Origin of the sequence: Neolewinella antarctica (genome assembly GCF_011927835.1) — a bacterium.
Lineage (GTDB): Bacteria > Bacteroidota > Bacteroidia > Chitinophagales > Saprospiraceae > Neolewinella > Neolewinella antarctica.
In genome coordinates this window covers 73,591-93,579 of the sequence record NZ_JAATJH010000004.1, presented here as the reverse complement: position 1 = coordinate 93,579, position 19,989 = coordinate 73,591, and the positions used below count along the sequence as shown (strand labels likewise).

The 19,989-nt window shown below is 54.9% G+C and carries 17 protein-coding genes; 8 read left to right on the top strand and 9 right to left on the bottom strand.

Annotated elements, in window-relative coordinates:
- The first annotated feature begins 116 nt into the window (after window positions 1-116).
- From GGR27_RS12570 to GGR27_RS12555, 4 genes are all read left to right on the top strand, one after another.
- A complete protein-coding gene (locus tag GGR27_RS12570; RefSeq protein WP_168037820.1) occupies window positions 117-1,319 on the top strand; it encodes a hypothetical protein in 1,203 nt (400 codons plus the stop codon).
- On the top strand, window positions 1,316-2,317 hold the full coding sequence (locus tag GGR27_RS12565; RefSeq protein ID WP_168037818.1) for a vWA domain-containing protein: 1,002 nt from the start codon (window positions 1,316-1,318) through the stop codon (window positions 2,315-2,317). The genes GGR27_RS12570 and GGR27_RS12565 overlap by 4 nt, the downstream gene beginning before the upstream one ends.
- A gap of 123 nt (window positions 2,318-2,440) precedes the next feature.
- Window positions 2,441-3,280, top strand: coding sequence for a prolipoprotein diacylglyceryl transferase (lgt, locus tag GGR27_RS12560; RefSeq protein ID WP_168037816.1), 840 nt, complete (start codon window positions 2,441-2,443; stop codon window positions 3,278-3,280).
- Window positions 3,281-3,447: 167 nt separating this feature from the next.
- Window positions 3,448-4,542: a hypothetical protein gene (locus GGR27_RS12555; RefSeq protein WP_168037815.1), complete on the top strand. Its 1,095-nt coding sequence runs from the start codon at window positions 3,448-3,450 to the stop codon at window positions 4,540-4,542.
- A 143-nt stretch (window positions 4,543-4,685) separates the two neighbouring features.
- Here GGR27_RS12555 and GGR27_RS12550 read toward each other — a convergent pair whose 3' ends face one another.
- The gene (locus GGR27_RS12550; protein ID WP_168037814.1) at window positions 4,686-5,663 is read right to left on the bottom strand and encodes a DUF6807 domain-containing protein; all 978 of its coding nucleotides are present in this window, start codon (window positions 5,661-5,663) and stop codon (window positions 4,686-4,688) included.
- A gap of 350 nt (window positions 5,664-6,013) precedes the next feature.
- On the opposite strand from GGR27_RS12550, the gene GGR27_RS12545 reads away from it, so the two are divergent.
- Window positions 6,014-6,568, top strand: a complete 555-nt coding sequence (locus GGR27_RS12545) for an outer membrane beta-barrel protein (protein WP_168037813.1) — start codon at window positions 6,014-6,016, stop codon at window positions 6,566-6,568.
- 467 nt (window positions 6,569-7,035) lie between these two features.
- Here GGR27_RS12545 and GGR27_RS12540 read toward each other — a convergent pair whose 3' ends face one another.
- The 3 genes from GGR27_RS12540 to GGR27_RS12530 all read right to left on the bottom strand — a co-directional run bounded on the left by GGR27_RS12540 (window position 7,036) and on the right by GGR27_RS12530 (window position 10,296).
- Complete coding sequence (locus GGR27_RS12540) at window positions 7,036-7,881, bottom strand: metallophosphoesterase (RefSeq protein WP_168038428.1); 846 nt, start codon at window positions 7,879-7,881, stop codon at window positions 7,036-7,038.
- Between the two features lie 161 nt (window positions 7,882-8,042).
- Complete coding sequence (locus GGR27_RS12535) at window positions 8,043-8,615, bottom strand: pseudouridine synthase (protein ID WP_168037812.1); 573 nt, start codon at window positions 8,613-8,615, stop codon at window positions 8,043-8,045.
- Window positions 8,616-8,625: 10 nt separating this feature from the next.
- Window positions 8,626-10,296, bottom strand: a complete 1,671-nt coding sequence (locus GGR27_RS12530; RefSeq protein ID WP_168037811.1) for a hypothetical protein — start codon at window positions 10,294-10,296, stop codon at window positions 8,626-8,628.
- A 316-nt stretch (window positions 10,297-10,612) separates the two neighbouring features.
- Between GGR27_RS12530 and hisF the strand changes: the two genes are divergently transcribed.
- Window positions 10,613-11,371 (top strand): imidazole glycerol phosphate synthase subunit HisF, encoded by a 759-nt coding sequence (hisF, locus tag GGR27_RS12525; RefSeq protein ID WP_168037810.1) that lies wholly within the window; start codon window positions 10,613-10,615, stop codon window positions 11,369-11,371.
- A gap of 191 nt (window positions 11,372-11,562) precedes the next feature.
- Here hisF and GGR27_RS19840 read toward each other — a convergent pair whose 3' ends face one another.
- Both GGR27_RS19840 and GGR27_RS12510 read right to left on the bottom strand, forming a co-directional pair.
- Entirely contained in the window at window positions 11,563-13,695 is a 2,133-nt protein-coding gene (locus GGR27_RS19840) for a 4Fe-4S binding protein (RefSeq protein ID WP_209037938.1), read from the bottom strand.
- A 56-nt stretch (window positions 13,696-13,751) separates the two neighbouring features.
- Window positions 13,752-15,131 (bottom strand): NAD(P)/FAD-dependent oxidoreductase, encoded by a 1,380-nt coding sequence (locus tag GGR27_RS12510; protein ID WP_168037809.1) that lies wholly within the window; start codon window positions 15,129-15,131, stop codon window positions 13,752-13,754.
- A gap of 692 nt (window positions 15,132-15,823) precedes the next feature.
- On the opposite strand from GGR27_RS12510, the gene truA reads away from it, so the two are divergent.
- Window positions 15,824-16,624, top strand: coding sequence for a tRNA pseudouridine(38-40) synthase TruA (gene truA / locus GGR27_RS12505; protein ID WP_168037808.1), 801 nt, complete (start codon window positions 15,824-15,826; stop codon window positions 16,622-16,624).
- A 20-nt stretch (window positions 16,625-16,644) separates the two neighbouring features.
- On the opposite strand, the gene GGR27_RS12500 is transcribed toward truA, so the two are convergent.
- The gene (locus GGR27_RS12500) at window positions 16,645-17,163 is read right to left on the bottom strand and encodes a class IV adenylate cyclase (protein WP_168037807.1); all 519 of its coding nucleotides are present in this window, start codon (window positions 17,161-17,163) and stop codon (window positions 16,645-16,647) included.
- 130 nt (window positions 17,164-17,293) lie between these two features.
- On the opposite strand from GGR27_RS12500, the gene GGR27_RS12495 reads away from it, so the two are divergent.
- Entirely contained in the window at window positions 17,294-17,593 is a 300-nt protein-coding gene (locus tag GGR27_RS12495; protein ID WP_168037805.1) for a helix-turn-helix domain-containing protein, read from the top strand.
- Between the two features lie 75 nt (window positions 17,594-17,668).
- Here GGR27_RS12495 and GGR27_RS12490 read toward each other — a convergent pair whose 3' ends face one another.
- Complete coding sequence (locus tag GGR27_RS12490) at window positions 17,669-18,430, bottom strand: hypothetical protein (protein ID WP_168037803.1); 762 nt, start codon at window positions 18,428-18,430, stop codon at window positions 17,669-17,671.
- 101 nt (window positions 18,431-18,531) lie between these two features.
- A complete protein-coding gene (locus GGR27_RS12485) occupies window positions 18,532-19,572 on the bottom strand; it encodes a helix-turn-helix domain-containing protein (RefSeq protein ID WP_209037937.1) in 1,041 nt (346 codons plus the stop codon).
- Between the last annotated feature and the right edge of the window lie 417 nt (window positions 19,573-19,989).

The window sequence follows — 19,989 nt, the reverse complement described above, 5'->3', positions numbered from 1 at the left end:
GATTAGGCGGTAGGTGCGCGACGGAACTACCGCCTACCTTCCTACCGCCTACAAGCCTACTTACCGCCCATTTCTTTTTTACCTTTACGACTAAACACAAGGCACCAAAACCCACCATGCGCGCCAGCTTATTCACCCTCCTTTTCTTCGCCAGCCAACTAGCCCTGCCCGCCCAGCAGAGCACGAACGAACGCGTGCTAGCCCGTGCGGAACTGGCCAGTAAGGATATCGAAATCGGTGACCAAATTTTCCTAAAGGTTAATCTTTCCGCACCGCCGGGGACGGAGATCGGGGCACTGGAACCCACCTACCTGAATACCCTGACCGGGATTGAGTTAGTAGAAGGCAAAGCACTGAACGTCGTAGCCGAAACACCAGAACGCTTATTGGAGCAACGCTTCCTCATCACCAGCTTCGATACCGGCTACATCGCCATCGCGCCACTACCCTACGTCTACCAACTAGCGGACGGGACGCGCGACACGACCTACACGAACGATTTACTTCTCCACGTCAGCGCCTACCCGGTGACGGACGATTCGGAGCTGCAACCGATCAAGCCCATCATCGAGGAGCCCCGGAACTGGCTGGATTTTTGGCCGCTCTACTTAATTATCTTACTTGGTGCGGCCGGCTACGCCGCTTACGTGATTGCCAAGAACCGCAAACGCATCGCCCCGCCACCACCGCCACCGCCGCCGGCGGATTTACAGGCCCTTAACGCGCTGAAGGAGTTGGACGGCAAGCAACTTTGGCAGAAGGACGAAACGAAAACTTACTACACGGAACTGACGGACATTCTGCGGACTTACTTACAGGATCAATTCGGCATCCAGGCAAGGGAAATGACCTCGCGGCAAACCGCTGCGGCGCTGAAGAAAAGTGTCGGTATGAAGCCGAACCTGCTCACGGAATTATCCGAACTCCTTCAACTCTCCGACTTGGTAAAATTCGCCCAGGCCACCCCGGCGGAAGAATTGCACCCCCGGAGTTTGGAACGGGTGCGAAAATTTGTGCGTGCAACGGCCGAGAAAGAGGCAACCGTTCCGGAAATGGTAAAGCCGACCAGTACGGAAGCCCCGACGTCTACTTCCGACATAGTTGACGGACCGGGCGGAACCGTAATCGTGGAGACCAAGATCGACCAGGAGGTAAAATCCCAAAAAACCCCGCTCCCTCCCCCCGACATTGCATCCCGACAAAGTACGGGACTAGCTGATGGCCAGCCCGCGACCGCGCCCAACCCCGAAAAAAACAACGAAGTAAAAGCGCCCACCGAACTACCAGACCAAGAGACCAAACCACCAACCGACCAATGACCGGCTTCTGGAACCAATTCGAATTCGTCTTCCCCTGGCTGCTACCGCTCGTCATCGTCCCGCCCCTGATTTTTCTGTGGCAACTGCGGCGCGACGGCGAAGTATCGCTGCGCCTGCCGAGCACCGAATCCGTCCGCAACCTGCGGAGTTGGAAGAGTGTCGTCCGCCCCTGGTTACCATTATTACGCGTCGCCGCCTTGTGTCTTTTCATCATCGCACTGGCCCGCCCGCGCCTCGACCTGAGTGAAGAATCCGTAACCGCCGAAGGCATCGACATCGTCCTGACGATGGACCTCTCGACCTCGATGGGCGCCACCGATTTCCAACCCAACCGCCTCGAAGTAGCCAAAACCGTCGCCCGCAACTTCGTCCAACAACGCGAGTTCGACCGCATCGGCCTCGTTGTCTACGCCGGCGAAGCTTACACGAAAAGCCCGCTGACGGTCGATAAAGAGATCGTAGACCGCTTCATCGCCGAGCTGGAGATGGGTGAAATCACCGACGGCACGGCCATCGGCACCGGTCTGGCCACTGCCGTCAATCGGTTGAAAGACAGCGACGTCGCCAGCAAGATCATCATCCTACTCACCGACGGCGAAAACAACGCCGGCTACCACAGCCCGGAACTCGCCGCCGAACTCGCCAAGGAATACGGCATCCGTGTCTACACCATCGGTGTCGGGTCCGGTGAGGCGACCTACATGCCCTCCAGCCCCCTCGGCGGCGGTGGCTACGCCTTCAAGCCCACCCGCGGCACGGTCGACGACAAACTCCTCGCCTACATCGCCGAAACCACCAACGGCCGCTACTTCCGCGCCCGCGACACCGAAGAACTCGAATCCATTTACGGCTACATCGACGAGCTGGAAACGACGGAGATCGAGACGACGATCTTTAAGCGGTACGAAGAACGGTTCGGTTATTTCCTGCTGATCGGCTTAGGTTTCCTCCTACTGGAAACCGTCCTCCGTTACACCATCCTGAAAAGCGTTCCGTAACGAACGTACCTTAGCACCTCATTTTACTCGATGGAGCGGCTTTGCCGCGACGATCTCGTGCGGCAGCCAAATCGCATATCGAGTGCACGAAGTACTGTGAAACAAATCGCATATCGCATATCAATGCTAGCATACATAACCTGGGACGTAAGCCCCGAAATCTTCTCCCTCGGCCCCATCCACGTCCGCTGGTACGGCCTCATGTTCGCCTTCGGGTTCATGATCGGCTTCGCGCTCGTGCGCCGGATGTTCCTGCGGGAAGGGGCACCGGAGGAATGGCTGGATTACGTTTTCTATTTCCTGATCGGCGGCACGATTCTCGGCGCGCGGTTCGGCCACGTGCTGTTTTATCAGTGGGATTATTATAGCAGTAACCCGGGGCAGATTCTTAAAATCTGGGAAGGTGGTTTGGCGTCGCACGGCGGCGTGATCGGGGTGGTGACGGCCTTGTGGTTGTTCAGCAAGATCATCTCCAAGAAATCATTTTTCTGGATTTCGGATAAGGTGGCCGCGCCGATCGCGTTGGTGGGGGCGATGATTCGCTTCGGTAATTTGATGAACAGCGAGATCGTGGGCGTGCCGAGTGAGCAGCCGTGGGCGTTTTTGTTCGTGCGGGCGCGGGGGGTGTTATCGGAGGTGCCGCGGCATCCGGTGCAGATTTATGAGTCGTTGAGTTACCTGTTCACGTTTCTCGTCTTGATCGCCCTTTACTGGCAGCGGGATATGTGGAAGAAGCCGGGGTTCCTGACGGGGCTTTGGTTCGTGATGATCTTTGGCTTCCGGTTTATTTGGGAGTACTTCAAGTCGGACCAGGGGGGATTCGGACAGGCCTTGACGACGGGGCAGTGGTTGAGCGTGCCTTGTGTTTTACTGGGGTTGGGGATGATTGCGTACAGTTACCGGGCGCGGCCCTTCAGTCCTGCGGGTGAAGAGTTGGATAGTGGTGCACTTCCCCGCCGGTAGAAAGCTATGAATCAGGGGGCGCTGTCCCGATAGCTATCGGGAGTGCCATGTTCTTCAGGAGGAGTTGAAGTTAGATAAATAGGGCAATCGAGTTTTGCAACCTATTTTAGTCGGGCAATACGCAACCGTACGCCGATGCGCTCGTCGCTGGTTAAAATACATTCGTCATGGCTTTTCGCAGTTTCGCCTCCTGTTTTTCACCCGTTCCATTTCTCCGACCGGGGACGACTAGGTTTTATCGAGCCGTGGCCGTCGGGCTACTGCTCCTATTTTGCGTGACGGCTGGTAAAGCGCAGGCTCCCTCCCCCGAACCTAGCACCCGCGACAGCGCCCTGGTGATTACCTCCGACGTAGATCTATTTTGGTCCGCCTACGACCGGATCGTTGAAGAAGAAGACCACGCTAAACAGTTGCAGCTCATCAACACCCTGTACATCGAGCCGGGGACGGAAGGCCTGACAAAATTCATGGCTTCCCGGGATTACACCGACACGATGTACGTCAAACTGATCAACGCTTTTCCAAAATTCTGGACCTCGGTGCGCGCCAATACGCTTCAGGCCCACACCGTTCGGCCACGGGTAGCTGGTTACGTAGCCAGGCTGAAAGAATTATTCCCGGAAATGAAACCGGCAAAAATTTATTACGCCATCGGTGGCCTGAACTCCGGCGGGACCGGGGAAGCGGGCACCGTGATGATGGGTACCGAAGTCTCCGCCGGCGACCCGAGCGTCGACGTTTCCGAATTCGACTCGGACTGGCTGGCCGGCGTATTCAAAAACCAGACGACGGAAAACCTCGTGGTGCTGGCCATTCACGAGTACGTACACACTCAACAAGCCGAATACACCGACCCGGAAGGCGTCAACGTAGCGGCCGTCGCGCTCGTGGAAGGCAGCTGTGATTTTATTTCCGAACTCGTCGTCGGGCAACCCCTTCCGGCTACCTACATGAAAGTCGGGCGGGAACGCGCGGGCGAATTGAGGGCGGCATTTCTTCAGGATCTTTACGGTACCGACTTCAACCGCTGGGTTTACAACGGCGGCGATACCGACCTCGGCGCGGCGGATCTGGGTTACTACGTAGGTTACGAAATTTCCCGCCGCTACTACGAGAACACACCGGATAAGCGGACCGCAATCAGCAGCATCATCCGGTCGGACTGGACGGACGCCAAGCTGCTGGATAGCTTCATCATTGCTTCCGGCTACTATACGGAGGAGGAACTCACGACCGCGCGGAGCCTACTGAAGAAAGAGTGAAATTGTTAGTATTCTGTCCCGAATAACTTTTAAATCTACCCCGTCAGCCAGCTACACCAGAGTAAGTAGCGCCATTTTTGACCCTAGTCGTGACCTTCGAGAATAGGCACCAGTGCTAAATTTTTGTGATCGCTTAGCCACTGCTATTCCCACGCTAGTTCACTCAGAAGACCGGCCTGCGGCAGGCCATCAAACGTTACGAACCGGTACCGCGCCACCACGACCTCCCCCGGTGCAATGAACGCCGGCGCGAAAACTACCGGTGAAACACTGAAGTAGGGCAGGTTCGGGTGCACTCGCACCGGTTGCGGCCAGCTTAGATTGTCGGGGTGAGGGATGACTGCCAAGCCTGCTTTCCCGTTCGGGAGACTACCGTACATGGCCGTCCAAATGGGCTTGGTGTGGTTGGCTGAATCGCGCGCGAAGCCATCGCTGGTTAGAAATTGCGCCGGTCCGGTGAAGTTGACGGAGTCCTTTGGGTTCCAGTGTTTACTGCCGCGGACGCCGAGGCCGCCGTAGAGGTGTTGGAGTAGGAAAAGCGTGTCTTGCGTGGTGTTTTGCTGCCGGCTCGTCAGGTCCCAAACGTAAACATCTTCGCGGTCGTGAACGGTAACTTCGAGTGTTTCTTGCAGGACCGCCAGCGAATCGTTTTCTATTAACGCGTAATGATTTAGCGTCGTTTCGAAGTCGATTTTTTCGTCTTTACCGGCTGTGTCCACCCGGGAAGTCTTCACGTGGCGCACCGTCGCCAGCCCCTTTTGCGTATTCCAGAAATCAACTTCTCTGCCCCGGAATTTGGTCTTCGTCCAGGCGGTAAAAATACCGTGCTGGTGGGCGTAGCCGACGGGGAAGCCGTCCGTTATTATTTGCCCGGAGGGGCTGTAGACCGGGTGAAAATACCCGCTGCGGCGGTAGTGATTGGGCAGACCGGCGGGTAGGTTTGCCGTTATGTTGTAGCTAAGGATTGGCCGGTTGTTATTCAAAACGATTATTTCCCTTGCATCACTGGAAATAGTTAATTGCGATGGTTCCGCACGTTGGTCGGGGGCGTGCCGCTGGCTGCTGGAACAGGTTGCCAGTGTGAAAAACAGGCAGTAGAGGAAGAAGGGGTGAAGGCGCATAACTTAAATATAGGTAAGGTGGCACCTTATTGATTCCCGGGGGTTTCGCCGTTAAGCCTTATTCATGGCAATCAGGTCCTTATCGAGAAAAATATCTACCCAGCGCAAGCATTCCCGCGCTCTGAATAACCAATAACTATAACGCGCAAACGAGTTTTGTCCCGCAGGTTCATACCTACGCATACTTTAGTGCTGCTGCTAAAACTCGGGGGGAAGCCCCCAACGGTAGGCCGTGATTGAACATCGCAAAAAAGCTAACCACTATTGTACATTTGTAGCGTACGGCGCACGGAACCCTTCGTTTTTTTAGCACGTACGGCTACCTTTTAAACTCTTTTGACACCCTTAATATGTTACGTGGATTTTTTCTGCTGTTGCTACTTGCAACACTGGCCCCCAACCTCTCTGCTCAATCCGACAATTACCGGGCATTCGAGTGGGACATCATTCAAATCGGCTACGCTTCCCCAGTTGGCAAAGGATATACCGATGGTTTCGCCTTCGGTACCGAAGTCCGGTACAACATTACCGACAGAATCAGCGCCGGCATCAACCTCGAAATTGCCCTTTTTGGTGCTGAGGGTGGCAATAAACTGTTAGACATCGGTGCCACCGGAGGCTACACCCTTACTGGCGACTACTACTTCGTCGAAGATCGTACCACTCGTCCTTTTGCGGGCTTCGGCGTGGGGCTTTACAGTGGCGGTGCTATTACCCTTGATTCCAACGGCCCTAATGACCCCGATGCGTTCGGCGGCGGTTCTACTTTCGGTGTCAGCCCTCGAGTTGGCGTTGAATTAGGTCACCTCCGAATTGCGCTCGAGTACAACCTTGCCTTTGGCGACAGCGTACCGAGCTACATCGGCATCACCTTCTCCCCGACCCTATTTGGTGGTTTGAAGTAAATCGATTGGCGCCAGCAGAATTCCGGGCATTCAGGATTTGTGGAGTTTTCTGTTTTTAAGCAACACCGCGTTTTTTAGCCGCGGCCGCGGGATGCCGGGTACTGGGTGAAGAAGCCGTAAGTATTTGGCTATCATTGATGCCGCTGACCAGCTACCCTCACGTAACCATATTATACCACATAAATGCAAAAGTGCAAAAGCACTTAAGAGCAGTGTATGCTAAGCCTAATTACTACTTGCTCGTTCTCTTGTGCTTACGTGCTTGTGTGGCGAGAAAACCCTGCGTAAGGTTAGTGAATAGGTGACTTAATGGATGAAATTTTTTATCACAGGAATATAAAGTTTACGGTGGCGGCAATTAATGTTGGATAGCGGGTCTCATTTTACGTGCGGTACGCATTGTGGGGGCGCGCATGGTGTACAGGTTAGTTCTAAACGTTGCTAAAGTGTACCGATTCACAATTTTCCTAGACTGCTGCTTTGCTTAATTCAAACACCGTGATCTCCGGCCGCACGTTAAACCGCACCGGAAAACTACAGCCCAGCGCCCGGTTAATGTACAAGTCACGCCCGTCACCCAGGTCGAAGTGGCCGGCCGTGTACCGCTCGTTCTCAACCGGCAGGAGTGGCGGCGGTAAGAAAGGCGGCTTACACTGACCACCGTGCGTATGGCCGGAAAGAATCCATCCTTGGTAGCCGTTCCAAACGTCGAGGTCACAGACGTCCGGATTGTGGCAGAGTACGAGGTTGGCCGCTTCCGGTTGGTAGTTGGCCAGGGCGGTCGTGGGGTCGAAATTAGTCCCCCACAGATCATCCACGCCGATGATGTTTAAGCCTTTTACGTCAGCGGTGGTGTTGCGGAGGACGGTGATGCCGCTGTCCTTAAGTACTTTGCTGATGCTCTCGTCGACCCCCGCTTCGCGCCAGTTTCTGCCGTAGTCGTGGTTGCCGAGGATGGCCACCGTAGCTACGCTACCCAGGGCGGCGTTGGCCATAACATTCCGAAGTTGCGTGAGCTGCTCGGGGCCATCGTAAGAGACAAAGTCACCGGTATAAACGACGATCTCCGGATTTAACTTCTGCGTTTCAACGAAGGAGTCGAGGATGTACTGATAGTCGAAGCGGTCACCAACGTGCATGTCACTGATCTGCACCAGCGTCTTGCCTCTGAGCGTCTCAGGTAGGTTTACGATTGGTAATTTTCGGTGGACGAACTCTAACCAGTAGGGTTCTATTTGCCAGGTATAAAGACCGGTGGCGGCTCCGGCGAGGGAAAGGCCGGCGGCGGTGCGGAGGAAGTTTCTGCGGGAGATCAAATTATTGTAGTGCTTTGTATTACAAAGCTATTACAAAAATTGATTGCCACGCTTGGCTTTAACGGTTATTAACGAAAACCTATGGCACGGACCGGCTTTGCCATTTCCGTACACTAAGCTAGCTAGTTTGCTCCTTCCGGGCAGTCTGCTGCGTTCCGTCAGACCTGTAGTGCATCCATCTCGCGAACTTCTCCTGCTTCTAGGTCACCAAGTAGAATCCGTCCAATCCGCACCCGTACCAGCCGGATGACCGGGTGGCCCACCGCCGCCAGCATCTTACGCACTTGCCGGTATTTACCTTCCCGAAGCGTAACGGAGACCCAGGAAGTCGGGCCATGGTTCGGACGGTGAATGCGCTTAGGTGGGAAGCAGAAGTTGGGATCTTCCGTTAGCAGGCGGACTTCACAGTCTTTAGTCCGGTACTTTTCACCCGCGATGCCAATGTCTATACCGTTCGCAACTTGCGTTACCGCGTCCTCCGAAATCTCCCCAAAAACTTGCACGTAATACTCCTTCTCCACCGCCGCCGACCGGATTTGCTCACTCAGTTTCCCGTCGGTCGTCAGCAGCAAAAGCCCTTCGGAGTTCTCATCGAGCCGGCCAACGGCCATGGTACCGGGGACAAAATCGTGGAGCGGACCGAGCATCTTTTTGTTCTTCCGGGTGGTGTGCTGGTGGGTGAACTGGGAGAGGGTGGAGTGGGGTTTGTTGAGCAGGTAGTGATGGTGCACGGGGCGGGGCTTAGTCGGAATACTCGAAAATTTCGGGAAAGTTGGCCCGTAAGTAAGTGAATTGGTCAGTGGTCAAAAAAATCACCCCGTGGCCGATGCCGTAAAATTTTGCGGAGTCATCGACGAGACTTTCATTGATGAGGTCGAGAAAACCGGGATCTAGCCAGTCCCTTTCGACTCGTAATTCACGAGTGTACGATCGGCCTCGGTACTGAAAACCATATTGTGTAGTGGCGGCGTCAAGATTGTGAGCAAAATTATCCCGTACAGCGCTTGGCGTGAACTGCCCGCGGGAAATGGAAGCGAGCTGCTGCGTCAGTTCCGCATAGGGATTAACGAAATTACCCGTCTCCCAACCTAGATAGATAGTTTGATCGGGAAGGCAGTGGAGTAGTTCGGCGACGTTGGCAACTTGGCTGGCATAAGCACATCCTTCCGTAAGAGCGCGTTGCGTTTCGGTGTACCCTCGGAACAAGCCGATGGCAGCAAACTGCTCAACTGCCGCAGGCAGATCGTCAGTACTAAGCCGGTTAGCGTACGTCTCGTATTCCAGTAGATCGGTCGCGGCGGTAACGTCCCACAGGCGCGCTTCCTCCACGGTGAGCAAGGCGAAGAGTAAGCTTTCCTCCGCGTTCCACGACGACTGATCGTACATCGCTACGTAATGGAGCCGGTAGTCGGAGGCTTGATCCCGGAGGTAGCGATTGAGGGACTGTGTGATCTCCCGGCCAGGTTTGAAGCGTATCTCGTTCTCTTCGTTCCGTGCGGTGGTACGCAGGTCGGAGCCATGGTCTAGTCGATAATCGATGCCCTTCGCTCGAAAGGATATTTTTACCCCCTCTTTGATCAGTTTGCCGCCGGGGGATTCTTCTGCTGCCACGTAAGTATTGGTAAGTAAATCTTCATATCCCAAATCAGGAATTAATTGACGGAAATCGACAAATAACTTTTGGTAGGCTTCCTCAGCCTTGGCGGGAAAGTCGGACAATTCGTAGGTCAACACCCGGCTGCACCGTCGCATTACTTCCGCCAGGTCAAGCAGAGTATCCATCGTGGCGGCAAATTTTTGAGCACCAGCTTCACTTAACGAACCCAGCGCCACTAACTGGCGGAGAAAGCGTCGCTCCTCCGCTTTTCTATCGGCGAAAGTGTCGAGGTAGTCGACTTCTCGCCGCGCTGTTTGCAGTACGTCACTTTCGCGCCTTAATGTTTGCCGCTTAATATCGTCTAATAGCTTTTGGCGGGTCCCATCATCGATGAGCCCGACACTTAGCAGGGCGTTTACTACGTAAGTCCGGGATCCTCCGAGGGCGCTGGTCCGGTGGCTGATTAGGTCCCGTTCGTCGGCGTCACCCATGAGATTGAGCCCGTACTGCATGATCCCGTTCGTACCCAAGGAGTCCGTATAGACCACTGCCCGCTCGATTTTCCTGCCGGGTGCGTTGAGAAGCGCGCGCTTCAACTTGGCCTGCAGTGCATTCGTTTCGGCCGACGTTGGTGTCCGGCTCGCTAGCTGTGTCTGCATTTCTTTGCGGACCTGCATTAATTCCGCTAATCCGAAGCGAAAAGCAAAATCTCTGGCAAAGGCCTGCTCGATGAACAAGAGAATGCTAGCCCGCGATCGCTCGGTTTCCTCTTCAGCGAGCGCTCGTTCTAATAGCTTACGTCCCTGTTCGTTCAAGATATTTTCCGCAACTAAATTGGCCGTTATTACTACTATTTCCTGGTCATTTAGCTTTTGTGCCGTGAGCGATTCATTAATCGCTAGAAACCACAAAATAATTATCAAAAGAGGCAATCGCATAGTATTAGAATAGGTGACTCAAAGGTAGGCATCTAACCTAAATTCCTAGCCCTTCACCCCATTTGGCTTGCACCCGCGTCCACGCCCATCTGCAACATATCTTTGCGCGGACGCCGGTGCCAGAAAAATGAGCATGCGCAAAGATCATTGGACCGCAGACTATAGACCGCAGACCCCAGACCAAAAACCCAAAATGCTAGCCAAAAGAATCATCCCCTGCCTCGACATCAAGGACGGCCGCACCGTAAAAGGCGTAAACTTCGTGAACCTCCGCGACGCCGGCGACCCCGTTGAACTCGGCGCGAAGTACAGCCTGGCCGGGGCCGACGAGCTCGTTTTCCTCGACATCACCGCCACCCACGAACGCCGCGACACCCTGGCCGACCTGGCCCGCGACATCGCCCGCCACCTCAACATCCCCTTCACGATCGGCGGGGGCGTCAAGGCGCTGGCCGACGTGGATGTGCTGCTCAACGCCGGGGCCGATAAGGTGGCCGTGAACTCCGCCGCCGTCCGCCGCCCCGGGCTGATCGACGAGCTCGCCTACGCATTCGGGAACCAATTTGTGGTCGCGGCCGTGGATGCTAAGTTTACCGACGGCGAATGGGTCGTCTACCTCGCCGGCGGACGGATCGCTACCGAACGCAGATTATTCGAATACGTCAAGGAAGCACAGGAGCGCGGCGCCGGTGAAATCTTGTTCACGAGCATGGACCACGACGGTACCAAAGCCGGTTTCGCCAACGAAGCGCTCGCTAAGATGTCAGACTTACTCAGTATCCCGATCATTGCCAGCGGCGGGGCGGGGAATAAAGAGCACTTTAAAGAGGTCTTTACCAAAGGCAAAGCCGATGCGGGATTGGCGGCCAGTATTTTTCACTTCGGGGAGGTGGGTATCGGGGAGTTGAAGTCTTATTTGGCGGGGGAGGGAGTGCCGGTGCGGCTTGTTTAGGAAATAGGCGGTAGGCGCGTAGGAAGATTTAGGCGGTAGGCGGTAGGCGGTAGGTGCGTGACAGGCTACCGCCTACCGACTACCGACTACTCTTCCTACCGCCTACGTTCCTACCGCCTACATTCCTACCGCCTACACCAATAATTCTCCCAAATCAAACATCCCCAACCAGCACTAACTAAACGGGAATACTAAAAAATAGAAATCCCTCCCTCCTCACTAATCGCCAACGGCCGCTCCGTCCAGTTGTCCTCCACCGACATGTCCTCGATGTGGATATTCCGCTCGGCCACCGCCCGGTCGCCGATGTCCGCCGATCCGTTCTCCAAACGCAATACGCCCCGCGGACAAACCGCCGCGCAGACGCCGCAACCGACGCAGCTGCTCCGGACGATGTCCTGCCCCTTCATCGCGTAGGCCCGCACGTCGATCCCCATTTCGCAGTACGTCGAGCAGTTGCCGCACGAAATACACTGCCCCCCGTTTGTCGTGATTCGGAAGCGGCTCTGGAACCGTTGCACCAAGCCGAGGTAAGCGGCCAGCGGACAGCCGAACCGGCACCAGACGCGGTTGCCCATTAGCGGGTAGAAGCCCGTACCGACCACGCCCGCGAAACCGGCTCCGATCAGGAAACCGTACCATTTTTGCACCGCGCCGGTGTTACCGAATAGGTAGGTTTCACTGCCCATCGTGAACGTCCAGAGATTAAGTGCGATGATCGCCACCCCAACCCCGACGGCCAGGGAAATACCCAGTCGGCTGATCTCCATCTTGGATTTTAGGTAGCTGAATACCGTAAAGCCAATCCCGATCAACAGCAATACCGTAAACACGATCAAAAACGTCGACCGCGTAAACCAGTAATCATTATTCGGGAGAAAAGAATAGATCGTCGCCGCCGTCATCAGCGTCGCGAACACCAGCACGCCGTTGACGATGATCCGCTCGAACTTCCACGCGCGGACGGATTTGTCCGACAACTGCCGCCAGGGGTCACCCATCGTTTCGGCCAGTCCGCCGCAACCGCAGACCCAGCTACAGTACCACCGCTTACCCACCAGATGCACCATCAACGGCACGCCCACGATGACGAGGAAAATGCCCCAACAAATAATGAAGACACCTAAGCTACCGGGATTGTCGACGAAGCCTTTGATAGACCAATCGAAAAAGAAGTCGTAATCCAGTGGCCAGATACTCTTTAGATCTTGGTATGGCAGCGTCGCTTTGTCACCATACCAACCTTTATTGAGTGCTAGCAATACCTCCGGGATCATAAAGGCGAAACTCAACTGAAAGAACATCACCGAAATTGTCCGGATGACCTGATACTTGTTGTGCCGGTACTTCGAAATCATCCGCACGCCCATCACGATCATGATCGTAGTGTACATCAGGCCGTACAGAAACCACTGGCTCGCCTCGCCGCCGGAATCGTTCCCGCTGACCGCCTGGTAAATGCCCTCGCTGATCGGGCTCACCATCGCCACCCAACCCACGACGTGCTGGCTGGCCCAGTAGAGCAGGACGTAGAACCCCATGAAGTACAAACCGGCGAAAATTCCCAGGTAGCTACTCAAGCCCTCCGGCCCAGCATCGCGCACGTCGCGGCCGAAAGAATGCTGTGCGAAGAGCACCAGCCCGATGATGATTGCGGCGACCAGACCCGTCGCGGCCGGCCAAATCCACTTATCGTCCATGTAGTAGAATCCGTAGACGAGTATGCCCAGCGTCGTTGCGGCCAGGAAGAAACTTCGCCAGCCGAGGTCGAGGCCTTTCGTTAGTTGGCTGTGGTAGATGTGGTTGTGCTTGATCCCCGGTTGCGTCTGGAATTTCGGGATGATGTAGAGTAATCCGCCCAGCGCGGCCAGGCCGATCGTCAGGAAAAAGAACAGCAGTGGATTATTCGATACTGGTCCACTAGCCGCGTTTTGCATCCACCCCGTCAGTTGCGATTTGAACTGCCATTTGGGTAATTCGACCTCCCATTTTTCCTTTCCCTCGGGAATACCTGTTTCGGCCAGCGTGGCGTCCACGTCCGCGCTTGCCTGGTAGAATACTTGCTTTAGCGCCTTTTGGGCGGAGAAGGTTGTGGTGTAAGTTTCCTCGAACAGGCCATACTTTTCTGCGGCGTTACGCAGGGCTTCTTGGTGCATTTGACCTACTTCGGGCGCGTCGTCCTTAGCGAGGTTGGCGACTAGGTCCTCGGCGTTGAACTGGTAGTTGTCCAGGCTGAGCATGAAGGTGAAGATCAGGAGGGCGATGGCGAAGAGGGCAAGGCCGACGTACTGAAGAACTGATTTCTTGGTGCTGGTGGAAGGCATAAATTATTTTTTTGGCGCGGGCGCTGGTGCCGTGTAGGTTAGCAGAAAAGCAGGGTTTACTCGGCCTTTACGAAGGCACGGGAGGCTTTTTTACCAAAGCCCAAGTAGCGGAGTGCCGCATTCAGGCCACGCTTCTTTTTCAGGGTGAGGTTTTTGCCGGTTTGTTGGTTGTAGAGAGCGACGACCGCGTGCTCGTACTGCTCGTAGAACTCCGGATCGAAGTTGGCCATGCCGAGTTCTTGCAGGACTTCTTCGACGTGTTTTCCGTCCAAGATCCATTTTTCGCAAACTTCGTGGCGGTATCGGATGCCCATCAGGTTGAAGCCCCGGATCTGGCCGGTGCTGGCTTCGTAGTTGATCCGAACGGCCTTTTCACCATCCCTGTGTTCCCAGTAGAGACTCGACAAACCATCACGGCCGTGCGCCGGGACTTCGCCATAAACCTGATATTCGATGTCGATAAATTTAGCCGAGTTGAACCAGACACCGGGATCGTATTCCGCCTTTCTCCCGAGAACATTATAAGCCACCGTTTCGCCCATCATCTGGCCGGTGTACCAAATGGCTTCGATAGCCCGGCGGTCTTTCCTCGGCTCCCGAAGTTCGGCGCAATCACCGATGGCGTAGACGTCCGGGACGGAAGTTTGGAGGTAGGTATTCACTTTGATGCCCTTACCAAGTTCGAGCCCTTCAGCGTCGCGGAGGAAATTGATATTTGGGTGGACGCCGGCGGTAAGGCCGACGAATTGGGCTTCGATCGTTTCGCCATCTTTCGTGCGGATACTACCGGCCGCGCCGCTGCCGTCGTCGATAATTTCGTCGAGCTCGGTGTTGTGGCGCAGGTCGATGTGGTGGCTTTTGATGTGGCGGCTGACCATCCGGCTCTCCTCTGGCGGCAGCGCGTTCGACCAGTAGGAATCTTCCCGGACGAGCAGTTTCACCGGGATTTGCCGGCTGTGCAGCATCTCGGCCAGTTCGATGCCGATCAGTCCGCCGCCGACGACGACGGCTTGTTGGATCTTGTCGGTGTGGTCTTCGAGGTATTCGAGGTCCTGGGCGGAGACCATGCCACGGACGCGTTCGAGGTCCTCGCCGGGCCAGCCAAATTTATTCCAGGTAGAGCCGGTGGCGAGGATAAGCTTGTCGTAGGCCATTGTCGTCCCGTCGCCGAGTTGCAGTTTCTTCTCGCCGGTCAGGACGCGTTCGACGTAGGCGCGTTTCAGGTCGATGCGGTTCTTTTCCCAGAAATAAGGTTCGTAGGGCATCAGGTCTTCCATCCGTTGGTGGCCCATGTAGACGTACATGAGGGCGGTGCGGGAGAAGAAAAAGTCCGTTTCGGCGGAGATGATCGTGATGCGGACGGCGCTGTCCAGCTTGCGCAGATAGCGGGCGGCGGTGACGCCGGCGATTCCGTTTCCGATGATGGCTACGTGCATGGGGTGGAATTGTAGTTAAATGATAGCATCGTCGCAAACTACGATACCGGGGGTATATGTGTGCGCAGGACAGGTTGTTTTGTAGTTTTTGGACATATCGTTTTTTTTGCGCGGTCCCGATCCCGATCCCGATAGCTATCGGGATCGGAAGTGCCGGGGAAGTTTTTGAAGCGCAAGTAGGATATATATGTGAATAGTTTGAACCGATCGCGTTAGGAGCCCTCTCCCCCGGCCCCTCTCCGAAGAGGAGAGGGGGACGTTATAGTACGTTGTGAGTACAGAATTACTGATGCACTTTTACTTAATAATCGTATAAGCTCTATGTACTCGGACAATATTAAACGTACATCTTGTAACCCTCTCCCCCGGCCCCTCTCCGAAGGTAGAGGGGAGACGAGGCAGCTCGCTACGCTCGTCAAAATGTTATAATAATATTGTCCAACTACTTATGTTATATTTCTCACACTTCGAAGCCTATTGTTTCTCCCCTCTCCTCTTCCGGACCTCCATAGGAAGCAGCGCAGCTACCGCGAAGCAGCCACGAAGTGCAAGGGGTCGGGGGAGAGGGTTATGTTAGGAAGAGCAAATCCCTACTCTTCATATATGCCCCTGATCCCGACTAAGTCGTCACAACAACGCCCTGCCAAAACTCAACCTGAATCAACCCCCACCAAAGCCTACCTTCACAAACCATGCCCGACTACTTCCTACGCATAGCCTACGACGGCACCAACTACCGAGGCTACCAATGGCAACCCGGCGGGGTACCGACGGTCCAGGCCGCCATCGAGAAAACGCTGAGCCAAATCCACAAAACCCCGGTAAGATTCAACGGCTGTGGGCGGACGGACGCCGGCGTCCACGCGACCCAGTACTACGGTCACTTCAACCTGGAAACCGCCCCGCCGGATAATTACCTATTCATCCTCAATAAGCAACTACCAAGGGGGATTTCGGTACACGATTACTTCGCCGTCCAAGAAAATGCCCACGCCCGGTATGATGCTTTCGAGCGGACGTACGATTACATCTTCCACGGCACCCGCAACGCGCTTCTAGAACGGTACAGCTCCCTGCTCCCCCTGACTAACTTTGCACCGGCGACCACGCAACAAATATTAAATCAATTAGTCGGCGAGCACGATTTCTATGCCTTCTGCAAATCGCCCGACCAGCACAATACCACCCGCTGCACGATCACCGAGGCCCGGCTTTACGCGAACGAAAACGGCACGACCTACCGAATACGCTTCGTCGCAAACCGCTTCCTGCGGGGCATGATCCGCATTTTGGCCCGGGAAGTGATCGACGTAGGTCTCGGCCTGCAAACGACGCAGGAAGTGCTGGAAAAACTGGAAACCGGTGAGCGGGACGGGGTAATAAAACAGGCTCCGGCACCGGGCCTTTTCCTGACTGGCGTCCGCTACGAATACGCGAACCGGGAAGCAGAATTACCCGCTATTCATTCGGGGCCGTGGCGAGAGATTGTCTGAAGCAGGGCGCTACTTTAGTACTACCGAGACAGCAAATCACTATAACTACTTTCCACCAAATCCGCGTGGACGACGCCTAAATACCGCATGTATCCCTCACACTGCGTCAGCAACGCCTCCCGCTGATCGGCCGAATCTCCGATGGCTTCAATCTCAATGAATTCACCGAGCCCGACGACCGTGTCCAAGTGAAATTTGACATTGCCGATGAAGTAAATCTCGCGCTGTTTATCGACGGTAATCCAGGTACCTAGGGCTTTATCCAACGTAATGGCTAGCTCGTCCACCAGCGCGCGAGTGGGGATTTTCGTAAGGGAAACCGTGCTATCCTTCGGGCCGACCTGATCGCCCCGCTGGTAGAAAATCAGGCTGTGTTCGATGTTCCCGCTGCGGAGTTTCAGGCGACCGTCGGGTACGTTGAAATAGTGGTCCACTTGGTGGTCGGTACCGCGGAACTCGGCTTTTTTGGTTTGAAGAAGGGTGCGTTGTTGGGCGGTGCGGGTGGTACGCGCTTTTATTTCTATCAGGTGTTTTTGCATAATTTAAAATACGGGTTATGAATCACTCCGTGGTGACCCGAAGACAAAAGATATATCTACGTACGAGACAAGAATGCTTATTACTAATATTTGAGTAACTTAGCTTTGTGTTCCGCGTTATTACTAAAATATGAATAGTAGATCAAAATACAGTGTTCAGAAGCTTCCGGCGGACGTCCTCTCCGAAACCGCCACAAAAGTAAAAATTTTGCGTAAGCAACGAAAGTACTCCCAAGCCGAGTTAGCCGAACGATCCGGCGTTTCGCTGGGGAGCCTCCGCCGCTTCGAGCAGACGGGGCACATCGCGTTTGAATCTTTATTGAAAATCAGCCTGATTCTGGGCCGATTAACGGATTTTGAAGGTGTGCTCGACGCACCGACGGATTTAAAAAAGATCGAGCGCCTGTTCGATAAAAAGCTTCCGGAATGATGTCATGGACGCTACCCTACGCCCGGAAGAAAGCGGGAGATAGCGGCGGCCCTGAAGTAGTAGAGCTGATCATCCCTACCGTCCACCAATAACCTGCGGACCAGTCAAAAACTCAATTACGGCCGGCCGGCGTAAAACATCTTCCTTAATGAGCTGGTCGGTCGCGTCTTTGCCCCGCGGTGGCTCGTTGATTTGTAGCGACCGGAAGGTACCGTCTTTGAGCGGAGCCACCACGATGATGTGGCCGTGCGACAGGTCGAACAGTCGCAGGTTGACGAGCGCGAAGCGGTCGTTTTCCGCCGTCCAGAAGGTGATGAATTCTACTTGGTTGAGTTTGTTTTTGATGATTCCTTCGCCGGTGATGTCCGGATGGTTGCGGGAAGAAATGAGGCTAGTTACCGTCGTGTAATCTTCGGCATCGATGGTGTCCGTTACGGTGATGAGCGTGAAGAAAACTTGGTTGTTAGCGCCATCCAGATACGGAAGTTGGTGGGGGTTAGCGCCCGCGCCGAAGGTCTGGTAGACGATCGATTTCCCATTTATCTCAATTGGCCGGTAGGTGTTGCCGCCACTGAACACGCCATCGAATTTCCCCTCGCTGAGCAAGTCGTAGTCGGGTACGGGAAAGATGCCCGCGGTCATCGGCCCCACGTCGTCGTAGAAGGAGATGGCTTCCAGGTCGTCGGCGAGCATTTTGCGGTCCCAGGTCGTGCTGTCCGCTACGTAGCGGAGGTGTTGGGCGCGGAGGGTTTCGGTTGTTTCAAGGGCGGTGTTTTGGGCGCGGACGCTGGTGCAATGTAATATCAGGAAGAGCAGGGGGAAGGGTAAATACCTCACAGGTTAGTTGATTTGGTGTGGCCACAAACTTCCGACCTCGACTAGGCTAGTTGGCTAAATAGGTGGGTCCGAAAAAGGTCCGGACCGGGGTGGGTTTAATATTACGCCCCCTCCCCCAACCACTGTTTTCCCCAGTGTTTGGCGGCTTTGCGGCTGCTTAAGCCAGCTTTGCGGTAGATGTTATTGATGTGGCCCTTCACCGTCGCTTCCGAGATGAACAGCGTGGAGGCGATTTCCTTATTGCGGTGGCCGGCTACGATTAGTCGGAGGACTTCTTCTTCGCGGGCGGAGAGTTCTACGGGCGGCTCCGGCACGGCGGCGGGGGGCGGAGTTATTGAGGCTTCGGGAACCTTTGATGGTCGCCCCCTACCCTTGCTCCACAGTAATCCGCCCAGCACCAGCGACAGCGCCAACAAACCACCGCTCAGCCAGCGCAACCAGCCGTTCTCCGTGCGGTACGCCGCCGCGCGGGCCGCGTCGAGGTCGCTCCGTAGCCCGTCCGAATAAACACTCCGTAAATCGGTGTCGGTGAGGGCGTCAAGCGTCCGTTCCAGGCGTTCGGGGCCGGGGGTAATCCGGTAGGGCCAGTGGCCGAGCAGAAAGGTTTGGAGCGCCGGGCTCGCGCGCTCCAGTGAGCCGCTTAGCTTCTCGATCCGCTTGCCGTCGATGAGCGCGACGAGGCGGTCGGATTCTGCGGCGCGCTCTTCCTGGTTGAGGGCATCCAACTCGGCGGCGACTTGGTTGATGTCGGCGTTGACACCCCGGTCGGTCACGACGGATAATCCCTTAAAATTAATCGTGTCACCGGGCGCGGCGAGGAAATGGATGTAGTGCCGCTGGCGGAAGTTCATGCTAACCGGCGGGTGCTCGGCGGGGTCGACGAAGCGTAGGCGATAGAAACCCCGCCCCCGTGGTAGGCTCGTGTTTACGATTTGGTAGTGGCCGGTGCTGTCGATGTCTGCTTGGGTGAGGATTTGTTGATCGCTGATTAGTTGGAAGTGGTTGTGGCGGTCGATTATGTCTAGGTAGACGGTTTTGGCGTTGAATGCTGCCGGGGCTTGCCCCTGTAGCACTGTGGGGTTGGGTTGGGCGGTTAGGGGTGGGGTTAGGTGGAGTAAAATTATTAGTAGGGGGGTGCGCACTGAGTTTAAGGTATTGACGTGAATGGGGGAAATATTCCCTTAGCTCAAAGGGATTATTTTCGGATTTAGGATTTAAGGTGATTGCTCGGCTTGATGGTATTTGCATTAATGGGTATCAGGATTTTCAGGTTTTGGTGGTTTCATCGGTTTTTAGATTAACAGGTGTTAAAATTAGTCTAGTTTTGGAGAAAAGCTTTTTGGACAGGCACTCGCCGGGGGTAAAGGGGCGGGGTTGCAGCCAAGATTTCATTTGTGAACTTTACGTGTCAAGTAGTTGATTGTCATTAGTCTCGTGCTAATAAGTATACTTTAGTACTAGAGCTTTTTTGCGCAAAAAAAATAACGAGCAAATAGCAATAATTATTCATAAATTTTACCTGTAAAACAAATTAGCAGTACTCGTTGTGAATTTTCGTT

Coding starts and splice junctions, on each gene's coding strand:
- GGR27_RS12570 (WP_168037820.1), top strand. CDS start 117: ATGCGCGCCAGCTTATTCACCCTCCTTTTCTTCGCCAGCCAACTAGCC.
- GGR27_RS12565 (WP_168037818.1), top strand. CDS start 1,316: ATGACCGGCTTCTGGAACCAATTCGAATTCGTCTTCCCCTGGCTGCTA.
- lgt (WP_168037816.1), top strand. CDS start 2,441: ATGCTAGCATACATAACCTGGGACGTAAGCCCCGAAATCTTCTCCCTC.
- GGR27_RS12555 (WP_168037815.1), top strand. CDS start 3,448: ATGGCTTTTCGCAGTTTCGCCTCCTGTTTTTCACCCGTTCCATTTCTC.
- GGR27_RS12550 (WP_168037814.1), bottom strand. CDS start 5,663: ATGCGCCTTCACCCCTTCTTCCTCTACTGCCTGTTTTTCACACTGGCA.
- GGR27_RS12545 (WP_168037813.1), top strand. CDS start 6,014: ATGTTACGTGGATTTTTTCTGCTGTTGCTACTTGCAACACTGGCCCCC.
- hisF (WP_168037810.1), top strand. CDS start 10,613: ATGCTAGCCAAAAGAATCATCCCCTGCCTCGACATCAAGGACGGCCGC.
- GGR27_RS19840 (WP_209037938.1), bottom strand. CDS start 13,695: ATGCCTTCCACCAGCACCAAGAAATCAGTTCTTCAGTACGTCGGCCTT.
- GGR27_RS12510 (WP_168037809.1), bottom strand. CDS start 15,131: ATGCACGTAGCCATCATCGGAAACGGAATCGCCGGCGTCACCGCCGCC.
- truA (WP_168037808.1), top strand. CDS start 15,824: ATGCCCGACTACTTCCTACGCATAGCCTACGACGGCACCAACTACCGA.
- GGR27_RS12500 (WP_168037807.1), bottom strand. CDS start 17,163: ATGCAAAAACACCTGATAGAAATAAAAGCGCGTACCACCCGCACCGCC.
- GGR27_RS12495 (WP_168037805.1), top strand. CDS start 17,294: ATGAATAGTAGATCAAAATACAGTGTTCAGAAGCTTCCGGCGGACGTC.